The 17,091-nt window shown below is 63.5% G+C and carries 18 protein-coding genes; 7 read left to right on the top strand and 11 right to left on the bottom strand.

What is annotated here, in order from left to right; genetic code table 11:
- Positions 1–196: 196 nt before the first annotated feature.
- The gene (locus ACTRWG_RS12305) at positions 197–1,564 is read right to left on the bottom strand and encodes an NCS1 family transporter (RefSeq protein WP_209320203.1); all 1,368 of its coding nucleotides are present in this window, start codon (positions 1,562–1,564) and stop codon (positions 197–199) included.
- Positions 1,565–1,586: 22 nt separating this feature from the next.
- Positions 1,587–2,285 carry an aspartate/glutamate racemase family protein gene (locus tag ACTRWG_RS12300; protein ID WP_462829370.1) on the bottom strand — a complete coding sequence of 233 codons (699 nt, stop codon included), beginning with the start codon at positions 2,283–2,285 and terminating at the stop codon, positions 1,587–1,589.
- A 135-nt stretch (positions 2,286–2,420) separates the two neighbouring features.
- Between ACTRWG_RS12300 and ACTRWG_RS12295 the strand changes: the two genes are divergently transcribed.
- Complete coding sequence (locus ACTRWG_RS12295) at positions 2,421–3,116, top strand: GntR family transcriptional regulator (protein ID WP_462829369.1); 696 nt, start codon at positions 2,421–2,423, stop codon at positions 3,114–3,116.
- A 58-nt stretch (positions 3,117–3,174) separates the two neighbouring features.
- Here the strand turns inward: ACTRWG_RS12295 and ACTRWG_RS12290 are convergent, their stop codons facing one another.
- The 3 genes from ACTRWG_RS12290 to ACTRWG_RS12280 form a co-directional block, all read right to left on the bottom strand.
- A complete protein-coding gene (locus ACTRWG_RS12290; RefSeq protein ID WP_462829368.1) occupies positions 3,175–4,725 on the bottom strand; it encodes a TRAP transporter large permease in 1,551 nt (516 codons plus the stop codon).
- The gene (locus tag ACTRWG_RS12285; RefSeq protein WP_027236285.1) at positions 4,722–5,219 is read right to left on the bottom strand and encodes a TRAP transporter small permease subunit; all 498 of its coding nucleotides are present in this window, start codon (positions 5,217–5,219) and stop codon (positions 4,722–4,724) included. The genes ACTRWG_RS12290 and ACTRWG_RS12285 overlap by 4 nt, the downstream gene beginning before the upstream one ends.
- Before the next feature lie 66 nt (positions 5,220–5,285).
- A complete protein-coding gene (locus ACTRWG_RS12280; protein WP_027236286.1) occupies positions 5,286–6,371 on the bottom strand; it encodes a TRAP transporter substrate-binding protein in 1,086 nt (361 codons plus the stop codon).
- Positions 6,372–6,575: 204 nt separating this feature from the next.
- Between ACTRWG_RS12280 and ACTRWG_RS12275 the strand changes: the two genes are divergently transcribed.
- From ACTRWG_RS12275 to ACTRWG_RS12265, 3 genes are all read left to right on the top strand, one after another.
- A complete protein-coding gene (locus ACTRWG_RS12275) occupies positions 6,576–7,277 on the top strand; it encodes a GntR family transcriptional regulator (protein ID WP_027236287.1) in 702 nt (233 codons plus the stop codon).
- 360 nt (positions 7,278–7,637) lie between these two features.
- Positions 7,638–8,657 carry an AI-2E family transporter gene (locus ACTRWG_RS12270; protein ID WP_462829367.1) on the top strand — a complete coding sequence of 340 codons (1,020 nt, stop codon included), beginning with the start codon at positions 7,638–7,640 and terminating at the stop codon, positions 8,655–8,657.
- A gap of 319 nt (positions 8,658–8,976) precedes the next feature.
- Entirely contained in the window at positions 8,977–9,654 is a 678-nt protein-coding gene (locus ACTRWG_RS12265) for a PRC-barrel domain-containing protein (protein WP_084299559.1), read from the top strand.
- A gap of 180 nt (positions 9,655–9,834) precedes the next feature.
- Here ACTRWG_RS12265 and ACTRWG_RS12260 read toward each other — a convergent pair whose 3' ends face one another.
- Positions 9,835–10,422 (bottom strand): exopolysaccharide biosynthesis protein, encoded by a 588-nt coding sequence (locus ACTRWG_RS12260; RefSeq protein ID WP_462829366.1) that lies wholly within the window; start codon positions 10,420–10,422, stop codon positions 9,835–9,837.
- Between the two features lie 207 nt (positions 10,423–10,629).
- On the opposite strand from ACTRWG_RS12260, the gene ACTRWG_RS12255 reads away from it, so the two are divergent.
- A complete protein-coding gene (locus ACTRWG_RS12255) occupies positions 10,630–11,118 on the top strand; it encodes a hypothetical protein (RefSeq protein WP_462829365.1) in 489 nt (162 codons plus the stop codon).
- A gap of 10 nt (positions 11,119–11,128) precedes the next feature.
- On the top strand, positions 11,129–11,254 hold the full coding sequence (locus ACTRWG_RS12250) for an entericidin A/B family lipoprotein (protein WP_027236291.1): 126 nt from the start codon (positions 11,129–11,131) through the stop codon (positions 11,252–11,254).
- A 234-nt stretch (positions 11,255–11,488) separates the two neighbouring features.
- Here the strand turns inward: ACTRWG_RS12250 and ACTRWG_RS12245 are convergent, their stop codons facing one another.
- Genes ACTRWG_RS12245 through ACTRWG_RS12230 form a run of 4 tightly spaced genes read right to left on the bottom strand, consistent with a single transcriptional unit; the run spans position 11,489 to position 15,479 of the window.
- Positions 11,489–12,973, bottom strand: coding sequence for a phospholipase D family protein (locus ACTRWG_RS12245; RefSeq protein ID WP_462829364.1), 1,485 nt, complete (start codon positions 12,971–12,973; stop codon positions 11,489–11,491).
- A complete protein-coding gene (locus tag ACTRWG_RS12240; RefSeq protein WP_462829363.1) occupies positions 12,951–14,666 on the bottom strand; it encodes a sensor histidine kinase in 1,716 nt (571 codons plus the stop codon). The genes ACTRWG_RS12245 and ACTRWG_RS12240 overlap by 23 nt, the downstream gene beginning before the upstream one ends.
- A gap of 53 nt (positions 14,667–14,719) precedes the next feature.
- Complete coding sequence (locus tag ACTRWG_RS12235; RefSeq protein ID WP_027236294.1) at positions 14,720–15,277, bottom strand: RNA polymerase sigma factor; 558 nt, start codon at positions 15,275–15,277, stop codon at positions 14,720–14,722.
- Positions 15,270–15,479, bottom strand: coding sequence for a NepR family anti-sigma factor (locus tag ACTRWG_RS12230; protein WP_311199205.1), 210 nt, complete (start codon positions 15,477–15,479; stop codon positions 15,270–15,272). Before ACTRWG_RS12230 ends, ACTRWG_RS12235 begins: the two co-directional genes overlap by 8 nt.
- Positions 15,480–15,561: 82 nt before the next feature.
- On the opposite strand from ACTRWG_RS12230, the gene ACTRWG_RS12225 reads away from it, so the two are divergent.
- The gene (locus ACTRWG_RS12225; RefSeq protein WP_027236295.1) at positions 15,562–16,377 is read left to right on the top strand and encodes a response regulator; all 816 of its coding nucleotides are present in this window, start codon (positions 15,562–15,564) and stop codon (positions 16,375–16,377) included.
- 180 nt (positions 16,378–16,557) lie between these two features.
- Here the strand turns inward: ACTRWG_RS12225 and ACTRWG_RS12220 are convergent, their stop codons facing one another.
- Positions 16,558–17,055 (bottom strand): Dps family protein, encoded by a 498-nt coding sequence (locus ACTRWG_RS12220; RefSeq protein WP_027236296.1) that lies wholly within the window; start codon positions 17,053–17,055, stop codon positions 16,558–16,560.
- Positions 17,056–17,091 lie beyond the last annotated feature (36 nt).

Raw genomic sequence — 17,091 nt, 5'->3', positions numbered from 1 at the left:
GAAGAAGGTGATGCAGCACTCACTGGCTACCTTAAAGTATGTATACGCATGTAAAAGGATGGGATGCACCCGCGGGCAGCCCCTTTGGGGGGAATCTTACCGGACCGGTCACCTGACAAGGTGCCATGCACAGTGCGCACAAAGAGAGAAGGCTCCGCCAGCAGCGGAGCCCTCCCTCAAGCGTGTTGCCGTGCGGTCAGCTCATGAACCGCTTGGCGGCCGGCAGGTGCTGCATCAGCAGGTAATAGGACAGACCAGCAGGCAGCAGGCTGGCGTACCATGAGATGCCGGAGAAGATCAGCGCTGCTGCAACCCCGATCCCCATGGCAATCACCGCGGCCCAGTTGACGCCTTGGTAGGGGCCGTTCTCATCATAGAGCTTATCCAGATCCAGTTCCTGCTTGCGCAGGACGAAATAGTCCACCACCAGGATCGCAAAGATCGGGCCCAGGAAGGCGGAATAGGTCTGGATAAACAGGCTGAGGCCAGCGGCGGATTCGTCCTTCACCAGCTCCCAGGGGAAGGTGGCAAAGGCCAGCAGGCCGACGATCACAGCCGAGGTCTTGAACTTGATCTTGAAAATATCCATCAGCGCATAGGCCGGCGGCACAACGTTGTTCAGGATATTGGTGGTGACCTGCGCAAAGGCGATGAACAGCAGGGTTATGACCAGGAGCGGCTTGTTGTCGACGGCGCTGGAGAACACCTTGATCGGGTCAACCTCGCCGGTGGCGCCGGAGACCATCAGGCCGATCAGCCCCATGAACAGCGTCGCAGGCAGGATCGAGTTGGCATAGATCGCCACTTGGCGGAACGGGCCGACGTTCTGGCGCAGCTCGCGCGAATAGTCCGAGACGTTCAGCATCATGGTGCTGTAGATGCCCAGGAAAAGCATGGTGGCTCCCCAGAAGGGCGCACCCCAGGTGCCTTCGACGTTGACCAGATTGGCGGAGATCTCCTCGCCGTATTTGCTGATCACGCTGAAGAACATGTAGACCAGCGAGCCGATGATGAAGACGGAGCCGATGTTCTCCAGCCATTTGATACCATGGAATCCCAGCACCGACAGGCCGATCTGCAACAGCTGGAAGCCGATAAAGAACACCACGATGTTATCATAGCCGAACATCGTATCGGAGACGAGGTTCAGCGCCCCGGCGCCGATCCAGCTTTGGAAGCCGAACCACACAATGGCGGGCACCGAGCGCACCAGCGCGGGCAGCCGGGTGCCGGCAAATCCGAAGGCAGAGCGCGCCTGTACCATGAAGGGAATGCCGTATTTGTGGCCCGCCTGGCCGTTGATCATCAGCGCGATGCCGATCACGGTGCAGCCGATGGCAATGGCGACAAAAGTCTGCAGCAGGTTCAGCGTGCCCACCAGGCCGGAGCCGATGGTGAATGTGCCGATCGACACACAGCCGCCGAGCCAGGCAAACAAATAGGACCACGGATCCATGATCCGCGTTTTCTGTGGTGCAAGGCTCTCCTCCCCGATCCCCTTGCCGCCGTGTTCCGCGATGCCGCCGCCTTCGACGACGGCTTCCAGTTCTGCATTCATGGTCATGTTGTCCTCCCTGACGATACCATTATTTCCGGTTGGGGCGCGCGTAGGCGTTGATCTTGCTGGTCCGCAGGCCGCAGCCTGCAAGCGCCTCGATCATCCGCGTTGCCGCGCTGACCCCGTCGATGACGGGAATGCCCGTCTCCTGGCTCAGACAGGCGGTGAGATCGGCCATGCCGGCACAGCCCAGCACAACCGCCTCGCAATGATCCTCCTCAATGGCGCGCAGGATCTCGGCGCGGATCTTCTCCCGCGCGTCTGAGCCTTCCTCCTCCAGCGCCAGCACCGGGATCGCGGCAGAGCGCACCCGGCGGCACTGATGCGACAGGCCGTATCCATGGATCAGATGTTCGATCACCGGCACCGCGCGGGGCAGGGTGGTGACCACGGTGAAGGAGGTCGCCAGCATGCTCGCCGCCTTCACCGCCGCTTCGCAAATGCCCAGAACCGGGCCGGTCGCCAGCTCGCGGCAGGCGCCGATGCCGGGGTCGTCGAAACAGGCAACGACAATCCCGTCCACGCCCTGTTCCTCGCCCGCCGCAACCTGCGCCAGCAGGCCGGGCAGCGACATCGCCTCGTCGAAATGGCCCTCGATGCTGGCGGGGGCGCCAGCTGCGGTTGCACCCAGAATGGTGACGCCGGGGCTGGCAGCGGCTTCAGCGGCCTCAACGATCTTCCGCGTCATCGACTCGGTCGAGTTGGGATTGACGACTAGGATTTTCATGCGCTCCTCCTTTGTTGTCATTTATTGTTAACAATATTTGATAACACGTCAAGACTGGCGGGCCCGGGGTGCCATTGCCAAGCGCCCTGACGCTCCTTAAGTTGCGGCAACGCAGGAAAAACTTTTTGAGGCCCGATGAAGGATTCTCCCGAAGATCAGATCGTGAATGCGATTCTCGACGCGATTTCCGAGCAGCGCCTCCCGGCTGGAACCAAGCTGGGCGAACAGGCGCTGAGCGATCTGTTTTCTTGCAACCGCGCCAATGTGCGCCGGGCGCTGGCTTCGCTGGCCGCACAGCAGGTGGTGGAGTTGCGCCCCAACCGCGGCGCCTTTGTGATGACTCCCTCCCCCAAGGAGGCGCGCGACATCTTCCAGGCCCGCCGCGCGATCGAGCGCACCATTGCCCGTCATGCCTCCGGCCAGGCCTCAGCAGGGGACATCGCCTTTCTGCGCGGCAATATTCAGGAGGAAGCCGAGGCACGTAAGGCGGGTGACAAACCGGCCGAGCTGCGGGCCTCGCGGCAGTTTCACATGCGGATAGCGCAGATCGCCGGCAATCTGGTGCTCGAGCGGTTCCTGTCAGAGCTGACCATGCGCAGCACGCTGATTTTGGGGCTCTATTCTCCCACCGGCAGCTCCTCCTGCGCGGAGGACGAGCACGACCGGATCGTCGACGCGCTGGCGGCTGGCAGCACGGATGAGCTGGTTCAGCTTGCAGATGAGCATCTGCGCCATCTAGAGGAAGGCCTGAACTTTGATGAGCCGCCCGCCGCCCCGATGAGCCTCAGGGAGCAGCTGATTGCTCCGCGCAAGGCACCCACAGCAGAGTAGTCGGGCACATCACGGGTGCGCGCCCTCACACCGGAAAATACTGCGAGGGCGCGGCAGGTCAGAAGATTGCCGCGGGCAGCCAGGTCGCCAGGCCGGGGATCAGCCAGACCAGCAGAACCCCAACCGCCTGCAAGCCGATAAATGGCACCACACCTTGATAGATGTGGCGTGTGGTGACCTCCTCCGGCGCCGCGCCGCGCAAGTAGAACAGCGAAAAGCCGAACGGCGGGGTCAGAAAGCTGGTCTGCAGGTTGATCGCGATCAGGATGCCCAGCCAAACCGGATCGTGCCCCATCAGGATCAGCGTCGGCGTGACCAGCGGCAGCACGATCACCGAGATCTCGACGAAGTCGAGGAAGAAGCCGAGCACGAAGATGAACAGCATGCAGAACAGCAGCGCCCCGGACGGGCCGCCCGGCATGTTGCCCAGGATGTGCGCCACCCGCTCCTCGCCGCCCAGCCCGATGAACACCAGCGAGAACATGCCCGCGGCCAGGATGGTGGCAAAGATCATCGCCGTCATCGTCGCGGTGGAGGTCACGGCCTCATGCAGAATGCGCTTTTTCAGCCCGCTGCGCAGGGCGGCGATCACCGCGATGGCCCCCACAGCCGTTAGCAGCGCATAGAACAGTCCCGCCGCAAAATCGCCGCTGCTGAGGTCGCTGCGCTGCAGGCGGATGGGATGCACGCCGGACAGGATGCCCAGCAGGATCAGCGCGGCAGCGCCCAGCAGGATCAGCCGGACCGGACCGCCCGCGCGCAGGCCCGCCATCAGCAGCGCGCCGATGGCCCCGACAGAGGCGGCCTCGGTCGGGGTTGCGACGCCGCCGAGAATGGCACCCAGCACGGCAAAGATCAGCAGGATCGGCGGCACCACGGCGCGGACGACCTCGCCCCGGCCGGGGCGGGCCATTTGCGCCGGGGCTGAAGGCATGTCCTGCGGGCGCAGAAAGCCGCGGACCAGGATATAGAGGAGGTACAGCACCACCAGCACCAGCCCCGGCACCAGCGCCGCGGCAAAGAACTGTCCCACCGACAATGCCTCAACCGAGAACTTGCCCTGCTCGTACTGCGCCTGCTGATAGGCGTTCGACATAACATCGGCGAGGATGATCAGCAGGGTTGAGGGCGGGATGATCTGCCCCAGCGTACCGGCCGTGCAGACGATGCCAGAGGCGACCCGAGGGTCATAGCCTGCGCGCAGCATGGCGGGCAGGGCGATCATGCCCATCGCCACCACTGTGGCGCCGACAATCCCGGTCGAGGCCGCCAAGAGCGCCCCCACCAGCACCACTGAGATGCCCAAGCCGCCTTTCAGCTGCCCGAACAGCCGCCCCATGGTGTCCAGCAGCTCTTCGGCGATGCGGCTTTTCTCCAGGATTGCGCCCATCAGCACAAACAGCGGAATTGCGATCAGCACCTGGTTGCTCAGCAGCCCGAATGCGCGCTGGCCCAACGCCCCCAGCAGCGAGATATCCATCACCCCCAGGGCCCAGCCAAGATAGGCGAACAGGATGGCGATGCCCGCAATGGAGAAAGCAACCGGAAACCCCATGAGGATCGCTGCCATCAGGGCCGCGAACATGACCAGGTCGAGATATTCCGTCATTGGGGGGATCTTTCCGAAAACAGCCGGATCAGCAGGGCGATGGATTGCAGCATGACCAGCACGCAGAAGGCGGGGATCAGCGATTTCAGCAGGAACACGGCCTCAAGCCCGCCGACGGCAATCGGGCCTTCGAGGATGGCCCAGGAATTGCGCACCGAAGGCCAGGACCAATAAAGCAGCGCAGCCATTGACGGCAGCAGCAGGACCAGATGGCCGAATATGTCGATACCGCGCTGGGCCCGGGGGCTGAGGCCCGCATAAAACACATCGACGCGCACATGCTTGTCGACCAGCAGCGTGTAACCGGCCGCCAGCATGAACAGGGTCGCGTGCATGTACAGGACGCTCTCCTGCGCAGCGATGGAGTTCACCCCGAACACATAGCGTCCGACCACGATGGCAAATTGCGCCAGCACCATCAGCAGCGCCAGCCACCGCACCACCAGCGCCAGGCCCCGGTTGATACCGTCCAGCGCGTCCGCAACCCGTAGCATCCTGTGTCTCTCCCCATCAAAAAGCCGGCGCCCGGTCTCCCTGGGCGCCGGCAGCCGTTGCAGTGATCAGTAGCCCATCACTGACGCGCGGGCGTTCATCTGGCCGTTGTCGGCATAGGTCATATAGCCGCCGACACTCTCGCGGTAAGCCAGGAAGCTTTCGGTGATGCGGCGCACCAGTTCGTCTTCGTCTTCCTGCAGCTCGGCAATCACTTCTTTGGCGGCGGCGCCCATCGCGGTGATCACGTCCTCAGGGAACATCTTCACCTGCACGCCGTCCTCATCCACCATCTTCTTGAGCGCCAAGGCGTGTTTGGTGGTGTATTCGGTCCAGACCGGATTGTAGAGGCTTTCACACGCCAGCGACACAACCTGCTTCAGATCTTCCGGCAGTTCGGCAAAGGCATTGGCGTTGACACCGCATTCCTCGGCCGAGGACGGCTCGCCCACACCCGGCCAGTAGTAGTTCTTGGCCACCTGATAATAACCCAGCGCGCTGTCGGTCCAGGGGCCGATGAATTCGCCGGCATCCAGCGCACCGGTCTGCAGGCCCTGGAACATCGCCGGGCCGCTGGTGGCCTCCGCCGCCATGCCCAGTTTCGAGGCCATCTCCGACGCCAGCCCGGTGGTGCGGAACTTCAGCCCCTTCAGGTCCTCGGCAGAGTTGATCTCCGTCTTGAACCAGCCGCCCCACTGCGGGCCGGAGTTGCCGCACAGGAACGGTTTGATGCCGAAACGGCCGTACATCTCGTCATAAAGCGCCTGACCGCCGCCGTGGTACAGCCAGCCGAACTGCTCATCCGCGCGCAGGCCAAAGGGCTGCGAGCCGAACAGCAGGATGCCTTTGGACTTGGAGCCCCAGTAGGCCGGCACCGCGTGATACAGCTCGGCTGTGCCCTCAGACACGGCATCAAATACGCCGCGGCCCGGCACCAGCTCGCCTGCGGCGAACAGCTTGACCTCAATCCGGCCGCCCGAAAGCGTGGTGATCCGGTCGGCCAGCATCTGCGCCGCCACGCCGGGCCCGGGCAGGTTCTTCGGCCAGGCCGTCACCATCTTCCACTGCATCTTGCCTTGGGCGATGGCGGGGCTGGCCAGCGCCGTGGCCGCTGCGCCCATGGCACCGGCTTGCAGAAACTTCCGTCTTTGCATGTTTCCATTCCTCCGTCTGTCGGTGGATCTGCGGTGGCCGCGGGCCAGTGGCGCAGACTCAGTCTTGTTTTGTAAGTGCTTTACATTAATATGTAGCTACATATTATTGTCAATCACGGTTGCGCGGTTCACATTCGCCTTTCGGCGCAAGATGAAATATGGAGCGGCAGCAGACATTGTCCCGCGCGGCCTGGGAGAGGAATTTTGACGGAGAAGCGGCGCCACTCCTGGACGGAGATCCGGGACAGCATCCGGCAGATGATCCTGGATTCGACCTACGGACCCGGAGACAAGCTGCCGCGCGATGAAGAGTTTGCAGCCCGGTTCGGCTGCGCCCGCTCGACCGTGCACCGCGCCATGCGCGACTTGGCCGAAAGCGGCGTGGTGGAGCGGCGGCGCAAGGGCGGCACGATGGTGCGGCGCGATCCGGTCACCCGCGCGACGCTGAATATCCCGATCACACGGCTGGAAGTCGAACAGAAGGGCAGCGTCTACCAGTATCAGCTGATCCGCCAGTCGGTGCAGGCGACCACCCCGGCGATCATGGCCAACTTCGGCCTGCCAGAGCCCCGCCCGATGCTGCGCGTCGAGGCGCTGCATCTGGCCGACAGCCGGCCCTATATTTTTGAAGACCGCTGGATTTGCTTGGAAACCGTGCCCGAGATCGAAGCGGTCGACCTCACCCGCGAAAGCGCAAATGAATGGCTGGTCCGCAACCGCCCCTACAGCCGGTGCGATCTGCGGCTCTATGCCCGCCCCGGCACCGAAAGCGACAGCGAGGTGCTGCAGAGCAAGATCGGCGACGCCTTGTTTGTCATGGAGCGCACCACCTGGATCGGCGAGGATCCGATCACCAGTCTGCGCGCTGTGGCGCACCCGGGCTATCAGCTGGTTACCCAGGGCTGACCGCAGGTTGCGAACGCAACGCCACCAGGGAACCGATCCGGGGCTGCCGGCGTTTGCTTAAAAGCGGAGGGGTTTCTGAAACAGGTGGGGGATAGTGCAAGCCAGACACGCCATCGGCGCGGAAGGCGGCTGCACCGCTCAATCCTTTCAGGCCCGTCTGCTTGTACGCTAACCCGCTCCGCAGGCGCCCGCACCGGCATGATCCGGTCCGGCAGAATTTACGCGGCAGCTTGCGCGAACGGGGCCAGAAGGCCAATGTCACCAGGGAGGTCCTTAATGCCTAATGATCACACTGCAGCCGCCCTGCAGCGGCCAGAGGCTCGATTGCACGGACAACACATCTGCGCGGGGCAGTAGATTATGTGGCAAACAGTTATCGCCAAGCGCTCAGTCCGGATTATGCTGCTGATCATCACCCTGATCCTGCTGGGCGGAGCAATGTACCTCGCCAAGCCGGTTCTGGCGCCAGGTGTTTTTGCCCTGGTGGTCGGCGTTGTGGTGGCGCCGCTGGCTGACCGTCTGGAACGGTTCGGAGTCAGCCGGGTTGTGGTGGCCAGCAGCCTGCTGGTGCTGTCCACAGCGCTGCTGGCCTTGCTGATCCTGTCGCTGGACCCGCTGCTGACGTCGCTGGCCAGCCAGGTCCCCAAGATCAAATACGAAATCCGCGGCTGGCTCGATATGGTGTCTGGCCTGCTGCGCGGGATTGAAAGCATCAGCAGTGAAATCGAGGAAACAATCGGCGCAGCGGATGCGGAGACAGAGGAGGAAGGCGGCAGCCTGCCAACGCTGACGGATGCGCTCTGGCTGGCACCGAACTTCGGCGCGCAGATTTTCATCTTTGCCGGCACGCTGTTCTTCTTCGTGCTGACCCGGAATGAGCTGTACGAACAGGCCGGCAGCTATGCCGCCCGGTTTTTCCGGGCAGAGCGCGCGGTGGCGCGCTACTTTGCGGCGGTCACGATTGTCAACGGCGGCCTGGGCCTGCTCACAGCCGCCGGGCTGGCGCTCATCGGCCTGCCGGGAGCCTGGATCTGGGGGCTGGCGGCGGCCATCCTGAACTTTATCCTGTATCTCGGCCCGCTGATCATGCTGGCCGGGCTGACGGTGGCAGGCCTGACGCAGATCGGGGGTGCAGGCGCGCTACTGCCGCCTCTGGTGTTTCTCGGGCTGAACCTGGCCGAGGCACAATTTGTCACTCCAGCCTTTGTCGGCCGCCAGCTGGACCTCAACCCGCTTATCGTGTTCTGGGCGATTGTTTTCGGGTTGTGGATCTGGGGGCCGGTGGGTGCCATTGTGGCGCTGCCGATGCTGCTGTGGTGCGGCCGCATGCTGGTGCCGCCGCCGGATACGGCCGTGGCGGAAGCGCCCGAACACCGGTAACCGGCCAGGGCAGCCCGCATGGGCTGCCTTTGCCCCTTCCCCCCCCCTGCAGAGTGCGTGCAAGGGACCTGCCTTGCCCGGACGCTTCCCCGCCCGGAAACCCGTCCGCGCGCGGCGCCAGCAGCGTGCTGGGCATGCTCGGGCAACACTCCTGTCAGGCTGTAAGCGCCGGGATGAGCGGTAATTTGCCAGCACTTATCCGACCTCGCGGTTATTCTAAAAAAAGTTGCACGGCGCGGGAACCAAGACGGGCCGGAGCGGGTTGGGTGGCTGTAACTCAAGCGCGCAGATGAGTGAAACTGGACAGGAGACCAATCCGATGAAACATCTTATGCTTTCGACTTCGCTGATCGTCGCAACCGCCGTGCCCGCCTTTGCCGGCACCGAAACCGAAGCTTCCGGCAGCGCCGAGGCCGAAGTTCAGCTGGAAACCCCGGCAGCCGATGCTTCCGGCGAAGCAAATGTCTCCGGTGAGGCCCAGGCTGACACCGATACCATGGAGCAAGAGGCCGAAGAGCTGGCCAATGAGGCCGAAGCCGAGGCCGAAGAGCTGGCGAACGAAGCCGAAGCCGGCGCCGCTGAGCTGGCGGATGAAGCCGAAGCCGGCGCTGCAGAAGTGGAGCAGGAAGCCAGCGAGCTGGCCACCGAGACCGAGAACGCTGCTGAGAGCATGTCGGACGCCGTCAACCCTGACGCGGACGGCCCGGCCATGGAGGCGCTTGCTGAAGGCGAAATGACCACAGAGGCGCTGACCGGTGCCTGGACCTATGACTCCAATGACGAACACATCGGCGAAGTGTCGCAGGTAATCGTCAACACCAGCGGCAGCGTCGAAGCCGTGATCATTGATGTTGGCGGTTTCCTTGGCATCGGCGAGAAGCCGGTGGAGCTGACCATGGGTGATCTGGACATTGGCAAGATGGACGGCGACATCCGTGTGAAGACCCACCTGACCCGCGAAGAGCTGGAAGCTCTGCCGGAGTACCAGTCTGAATAACACACACCGTTTCAAGGGGGCCGGCAGGTCCCCTTGAGAGCCGCCCGTTTGCCCCCGTCCCTTTGCCGGTTTCCTGCCTCGTACCGGCGTTTCGGGCAAACTCAACTGCCAGGCGGCCCTTCAAGGCCGGGTTCCGGATCGGAGCCCGGCCTTTTGGCTGTCTGAGGCAAGGTGCCGGGGTCAGATCAGCCCGGCCGCCAGCGCGGTTGCGGCGGCACCCAGCCCGGACAGGGTCAGCAAGGCAATCAGCCCGTCGCGTGTCAGCATTGCCACTGCCAGGAGGCTGACAGCCGCCCCCAGCAGCGAAGAGGAAAAAGGCACGATCTCCAGCAGCGGCATCAGCGCGCCGCAGAGCAGACAGACCAGCCGGATAATGGTCAGAAAGGGCTGGCGCACCAGCGCGGGCAGACGCTTCCCGGAATGCCGGTCCAGCCACTGCGCGGTCCGGCGCAGGGCCGCGGCCATCTTACGCACGGCCTTGCCCTTGATCTTGCGGCGGCCCAGCCACTGCGGCAGCCACAGATGCGTACGCCCCAGCAGCATCTGTCCCGACACCAGACAGATCAGGATGCCGCAGACGGATGAAAACAGCGGCACCCCGCTCAGCGGCGAGACCACTGCCAGCGCCGGCAGCGCCAGAACCGCCGAAAGCGAGCCGTGGCCAAGCTCTTCTGTCAGCCGGGCCACAGTGACCGGCCCGTCGTTTTCGCGGACAATGCGGCTGGTTTCCTGAAGGACCGCGGCAACGGGCTGTTTCGAAGAATTCATTGTTTCCTGTCTCTGGCTGCTCTTCTGCGCAACATAAACGCCAGAACCGCCTGCAAAGTTCCGCCTGCAACCGCCCTGCCGTCAGCCGGATTTCGCGCGGAACGGTCATCAGCGGTACTTTGGTTTATATATCAGGAACCTTTCAGACAGCCCGCGCGTTTCTGTGGTGGATCCCCAAGAGGGACTGACATGGAAAGGACCATTGAAATGACTCATCTGATCCGCACCACCGCCCTTGTTGCCGCCATGGCCACCGCAGCTGCCGCAGGTTCCCAGGTCTCCGAGATCGACGTGACCGCCGACCTGAGCGCGATTGAGAATTACGAGGCTGCCAAAGCCTGGACCAGCCTGGAAACCGACCTGGAAACCGCACTGGCCAAAAACCTAGTGGGCCAGATCGCTGGTGAAGATGCCGGAGAGGCCGCCGAAATCCACATCGAAATCGACTCCGTTGCCCTGGCCAGCAACTTCAAGCAGGCGCTTGGCGTTGGCGAATGGATGCTGAAAGGCGACGTGGACATCGACATGCCCGATGCCTCCAAGGACATGCGCTATGACCTCACGGTCTCTGCGGATCAGGTTAATGCCTATTACCCCGAGGGCACCGACCCCGCCGGGGTGAGCGTTGACAGCGAAGTCTTTTACAATGCCATCATCGACGCCTTCGCCAGCAACGTCGCGTCGAAGCTGAAGTAAGGAGGCCGCTATGCGTATCATGATCGCTCTTTTGGCACTGGCCGGACTGGCCGCCTGCGAAACCACCGAAGGCTTCGGCCGGGACGTGTCGAACCTCGGCGATGAAATCACCGAGGAAGCCCAGGAAGCGCAATAACCCATCCGCTTCCTTTAGATTTTGCTGACCCGGCGGCCTGCCATGCCGCCGGGTTTTTTTGACGGTTCATCGGAACTTTTTGCAAGGATGGCGCGTTTCCTTTTCAGAAACCGGCCCGAAATCCTCCCCCAATCCGGTTTGATCCGGCAGTTTCGGGCCCCCTGTCAGGCACCTGGTCACACCCCAGGTGCCTTTTTTTGTGCGTGCTGCCGCAGACGGCCAGGGTATGCGGGATCAGACGATGTCCTCTGTGGCACCCGGCAGCTGCTGCTGAAGCTCCGACATCTTATCCGGGTCATGCGGCACCAGCAGTCCGCGGCGGGATTCCGGGCGCCGCACCTGATTGCGGCGGGTTTCCTGCTGCCACCAGGCGGCGGCCCGGGCCGGGTCCAGTGCTTCAGGCGGCAGATCCTCCTGCCACCAATGCCGCGCCAGCTCCTTCCACAGCGTGGCGATCCGCGCCGGCTGGCTGATCCGCAACGCCGACTCGGTATCCCAGCGCATCGACCTTCCGTTCAGATTGGCAGATCCGACCATGGCAAAATCCATGTCGGTGATCAGCACCTTGCTGTGCAGATAGATGATTGGCGACCCCGACAGCACGGCAGGGGATTCGCGGGCGGCCATGCGCCGCTGGACCGGGCTGGCAATGCAGGCGCGGGCGCCAAAGGCCTCGGTCACCTCTTGCAGGGCTTCCGCCTGCAGCGCCATGCCATAGCGTGCGTCTATATCGCGGTTGCCTTCAAATGCGACATCGTCGGGCAGGGCGGGCAGGATCAGGATCAGCGACAGCGCAGGGTTGCGGCGTGCAGCGGCGGCCAGGCCGCGGGCAATCTGGCTGGAACGCAGGAACTGGGATTCCAGATAAATCAGCTTCTGCGCCCGCTCGAAGGCCGCCAGATGGTCCTCCTCGATTTCCTTCAGCTGCGTGCGGGGCGACAGCGCCCAGAACCCAAGGCGGCGCGGTGCCGACATGGTGCGGCGGATCAGCCTGCCTTCCGGCGGCCGCTTGCGCAGGGCAATTTCATCCCGGAACCGCTCCAGGTGGCGGGCCGCTTCTTCGGCTTCCGGGCCGCGCAGCATCAGCTGGACATCAGCCCAGGTCTCATGCGCAGGCAGGTCATGCTTCCGGGTGTCATAGCGGCGCCGGTTCAGATCCAGCCCGCCAATATACAGAACCTCCCGGTCGATCACCGCAAGCTTCTGGTGATGCGAAACCGGGTAGAGCTGCGGCAGCCCGGGACGGCTGGCCGCCGCCGGCCGCAGCCGCTTGGGCAGCTTGCGCAGTTTGCGCAGCACAAAAGGCGAAAAAGCAAGTCGCGGCAGCAGCCCCGCCCGCGCCGGATGCAGCGACGCGGCAACCGACAGCAATGCAGCCTGCTCCGGGGCGAGCCCCGCCATGATCTCCTGCGCCTGCATCAGCGTCTTTTGCGCGGCGGCATGCAGCGGCGCCGCCATCACCGGGTCGAAATCGCTGACCACCAGATGCACACGCACCCCGCGCCGCAGCGCATCGGCGATCAGCTCAGCCCAGGTGTCCCCGACCTCCTGCGCCTCAGGGCTCAGCAGGCGGGTGTTGAAATCGAACAGGCGGAAGCTGGCAATAAGCTCGCGCTCTGCGTTCAGCACCGCGCGCTCGAACGCAGGCCAGGCCTGTTCGGCTGTAACCAGAACTGCGAAATCCCCGCAGCTCTGCTCAGGTGACGGTTTCTGCGGCATGTTGCTCCTTACCGGGCGACGGCACTTCAGGCGGCACAGCCCCGGCCTGGACGGGGAACCCCAGCCGGTAGGTATACCTGTCCTCAGTTTCGTGTGTCGCAGCCTCGCCTTCAAGCTGGGTGGCAAAGGCCATCATCAGCCGCGCGCCGATGCCCGTTCCGTCGCCGGCCTCCTCAGGAGGCATCACCGGCTGACCCTTGGTGTTGGTGATCTCAAGCTCCAGCCAGTTTTCGGCGGTTTCACGCAGGCTGACCAGGATTTCCGGCTTTCCGCCGTCGGGCACGCCGGCGTTCTTGACCGCATTGGTCATCGCCTCAGAGACCAGCATCGACAGGGTAACCCCTTGATCCTGGCTCAGCGGGACCTGCGCCAGGTCGGTGCTGATCGTCAGTTTCTGCCCGGCGCCGGGGATCATCGCGCTGATTTCTGTAATCAGCGCGTCTATCAGGTCGTGGCTGTCGACGGTGGTAATATCCGGATTGGTGTTAAGGCTGCGGTGGATGGTCGCCAGACCGCGCACGCGCCGCTGCAGCTGCGCCAGCATCCGCCGCGCCTCCGGCGTCTGCGCGTTGCGGCTCTGCATGTTCATGATCGAGGCGACAAGCTGCAGGTTGTTCTTGACCCGGTGGTGGACCTCACGCAGCAGGATGGTCTTTTCTTCCAGATCCAGTTCGCGCCGCCGCTCCGCTTCGCTGAGGATGGAAACCATCCGGTTGAAGGATTGCTGCGCTTCGGCAAACTCACGCGGCGGGGCGGCAAGGTCCAGGCTGGCGTTCTCGCGTTCGCCCAGAGCATAGCGGCGCATCGCCTTGCGCAGCGCGCTGAGGTGGCGGATCACCATCCGCTGCAGCCCGAAAATCGCAACGGAAATCCCGGCCAGCCACATCAGCAGCGGAAACGCCACGGTCATCAGCGACGCCGGGTTTCTGGCCGCCGACATGGCGTTTTCGACCGGCCAGCTGCCGACCACGGACACCTGGCCGGGGAGGATCTCGCTCACCGCAAAAAACCGCTCGCGGCCGGAGCGGGAAGCCTCAAAAAACGTGTCGCCGGAACGGTTCACCAGATCGCGGCGGGGCAAGGACATCGGCAGGGCAAGCGGAGCTTGCTGCTCGGACACGCTCGCCGAGAGTATTTCCCCCTGCGCGTCGACTGTGACGTATTGAATGCCTGTGTCCGACCCCTCCATCCCAGGCTGCACAGCGCTGACTTTATGCGGAACCCCGATGCTCACATAGCCCTGCAGGATGCCGTCGCGCAGAACTGGGCTGGTCGCCAGCAGATAGCTGCCGTCTTCACCCAGCAGATCCCGGCCCAAGGCAAACGACAGCCGGGTGGTCTGCCGCGCCTTCAGATAAAACCATTTGCCGGACAGATCCCGCGCCTTGCCGTCGGACGCGCACTCCATGCTGCCGTCCAAAGACATGAAGCCCGCAAAGGTGAACGGGTTCGCCCCTTCGGTGAAGGCCTTAAGCAGCCGCGCGCAGCCGGCGCTGTCATCCGCCAGCGGCAGGATGGCGGCGGCCAGCCCTTCGGTGGCGCCGCCGGCCCGCTGCAGCAGCTCGCGCTCCCTTGCCGCAGCCTGTTCGGTGCGGTGCAGCAGCGATGCATGCGACAGCCTGGTGGCTTCATCCACCACCGCGTTAGTCTGGTACAGCGCAATCAGCCCGAGCGGCAGAAGAGCAAGCGTCATCAACGCCGCCAGCCGGACCAAAAGGCTGCCTGCTTGCAGCCGGGGCATTCTGATCACGCAGCGCCCTGCTGGGCGACGATCCCAGCTGTAACGGTGTCAGTCAGTTCCATTTTGCTGTCGTCGTCGATTTCCATCAGCTCGCCCAGCCGGGCGCGGGCGCGGTTCACCCGGCTTTTGATGGTGCCGGTCTTCACACCGCACATCTCTGCCGCTTCCTCGTAGGAAAATCCGCCCGCACCGACCAGCGTCAGCGCTTCGCGCTGTTCGTCGTTCAGCTGCGCAAAAGCTACCTGGAAATCGCGCATGTGCAGCCGCCCGTCGTGATCGGGCTTCTGCGCTAAAGCGCCAGACAGAACGCCGTCGCCATCCTCGACCTCGCGTTTGCGCTTGCGGCGCAGCGAGTAATACGTGTTGCGAAGAATGGTGAACAGCCACGCCCGCATATTAGACCCGTTCTCGAATTTATCGATATTCGTCCAGGCCTTGACCAGCGTGTCCTGCACCAGATCGTCGGCGGTGGCGCCGTTGCGGGTCAGGCTGATTGCAAAGGCGCGCAGGGCGCCCAGGTGGTTGACCAGGTCGTCTCTCGGGTCTTGTGCGGCTTCAGTCATCAGAGCGGTCCTTCTCGGAAGGTTCCGGGGCAGGGGGTGTTGCAGCCCCCTTTTCCTTCAGCTGCTTCAATAGATCGGTGAACCGGTCGGGGACCGGCTCATTAGCGATCTCTTCAAAAGCCCGCTTGAGGTTTTCATCTATGTCTCGGTCGGCCGTTTCAATACGCGGCCCGGGGGGGTGTACCTGTGTCATGCCATCCATCGGTTTTTTGCGCGGGGTTCTGGAACCAAACGCATGGTAGTGCGTATAGTTCCATGTATATTGTAAAAAAGGACAACACAAAATGACCGCTCAATCGGGAGAACTGATCGCCAGTCAGATTGGTGCAAACTTGCCCTATCTCCGCCGCTATGCCCGCGCGCTTACTGGCAGCCAGACCAGCGGCGACCAGTATGCCCTGGCGTCGCTGGAGGCGATCCTGGCCGGTGACGCCGAATATGACAGCGTTTTGTCCCCAAAAGTGGCGCTTTTCCGTGTCTTCCATGCGATCTGGTCCTCCTCCGGCGCCCCGGCAGCAGAGGGGGAGAGCGATGCGGGGCTGGCAGCCAAGGCGCAGAAACACCTGCAGCGGCTGACACCGAACACCCGCGAGGCGCTGCTGCTGCACACCATTGAGGAATTCAGCGCAGCCGAAACCGCCACTATCATGGGGGTGAGCGAGAGCGAAGCCTCCGAGCTGATTTCGATCGCCTACGAGGAAATGGCGCGGGCCACCGCGGGCAAGATCATGATCATCGAGGACGAAGCGGTGATCGCAATGGACCTTGAGGCGATTGTCACCGAAATGGGCCACACGGTCACCGGTATCGCCCGCACTGAATCCAGCGCACTCGACCTGGCGGCCAAGGGCCCCGGCGATCTGATTCTGTCGGACATCCAGCTGGCGGACAATTCAAGCGGCGTCGACGCGGTGAACAAGATCCTGGCCAAGCACGGCGACTGCCCGGTGATTTTCATCACTGCCTTCCCGGAGCGCCTGCTGACCGGCGAGGGGCCCGAACCGGCGTTCCTGATCTCGAAACCTTACACCGAAGAGCAAGTGCGCTCGGCGGTGAGCCAGGCGATGTTCTTCTCCTCTACCGAAACCCTGAAAGGCTGATACTGCCCGGCCAGGGCCGCAGTCCCGAAGCCCGGGCCGCTCTCGCGGTCCGGGCTTTATTGTGCCAGGCCTGGCGGCAGCTGCTTTGTAAAGGCCCCGCCCCGGGGAGGAAGACGGGGCGGGGTTTGGTGCCTTCCTGCAGGACGGGAGGGAGGCAGGAAGGCGGCGTAAACCTTGTGATCAGGACTTGGCCAGCGCCCGCAGCATCCAGGCGGCCTGCTCATGGAACGCCGAGCGCGCGGTTGCGAGGTCTTCGGTCACGATATCGCGGCGGCCGCCGGCCAGCTCAGCAAGCGCGTGCAGCCGGTGGGCGATCCGCTCATGGCTGGCGGCGAGGTCTTGCGCCATCCCGCCCGCGGACAGCTCGCCGCTGGCATCCTCGATTTTCGAGCGGTTCAGAATCTCATCCATCCGCGACGGCGCCAGGTGCCCCAGCGCGCGGATGCGTTCGGCCAGCGTATCCGCGGCGGCGAACATATTCTCGTACTGCTCTTCGGTCAGCTTGTGCATCGAATAAAAGGCCGGGCCTTCAACGTTCCAGTGATAGGCGTGGGTCTTGAAAACAAGCCGGTAGGTATCGGCCAGCACATCCGCCAGGCCGCTTGCAATCGGGCCGGTGTCCCGGACGCCGGTTTCCACTTTGTCAGGGCTCGGGGTGGCTGATAGTGCGTCAGTCATGGGGTACTCCTATTCTTGGTAAAGGGTTGCAAAGAG

Source organism: Leisingera sp. G5_S3_59_S7 (assembly GCF_054968485.1).
This window is presented reverse-complemented; position numbering and strand designations above follow the sequence as displayed.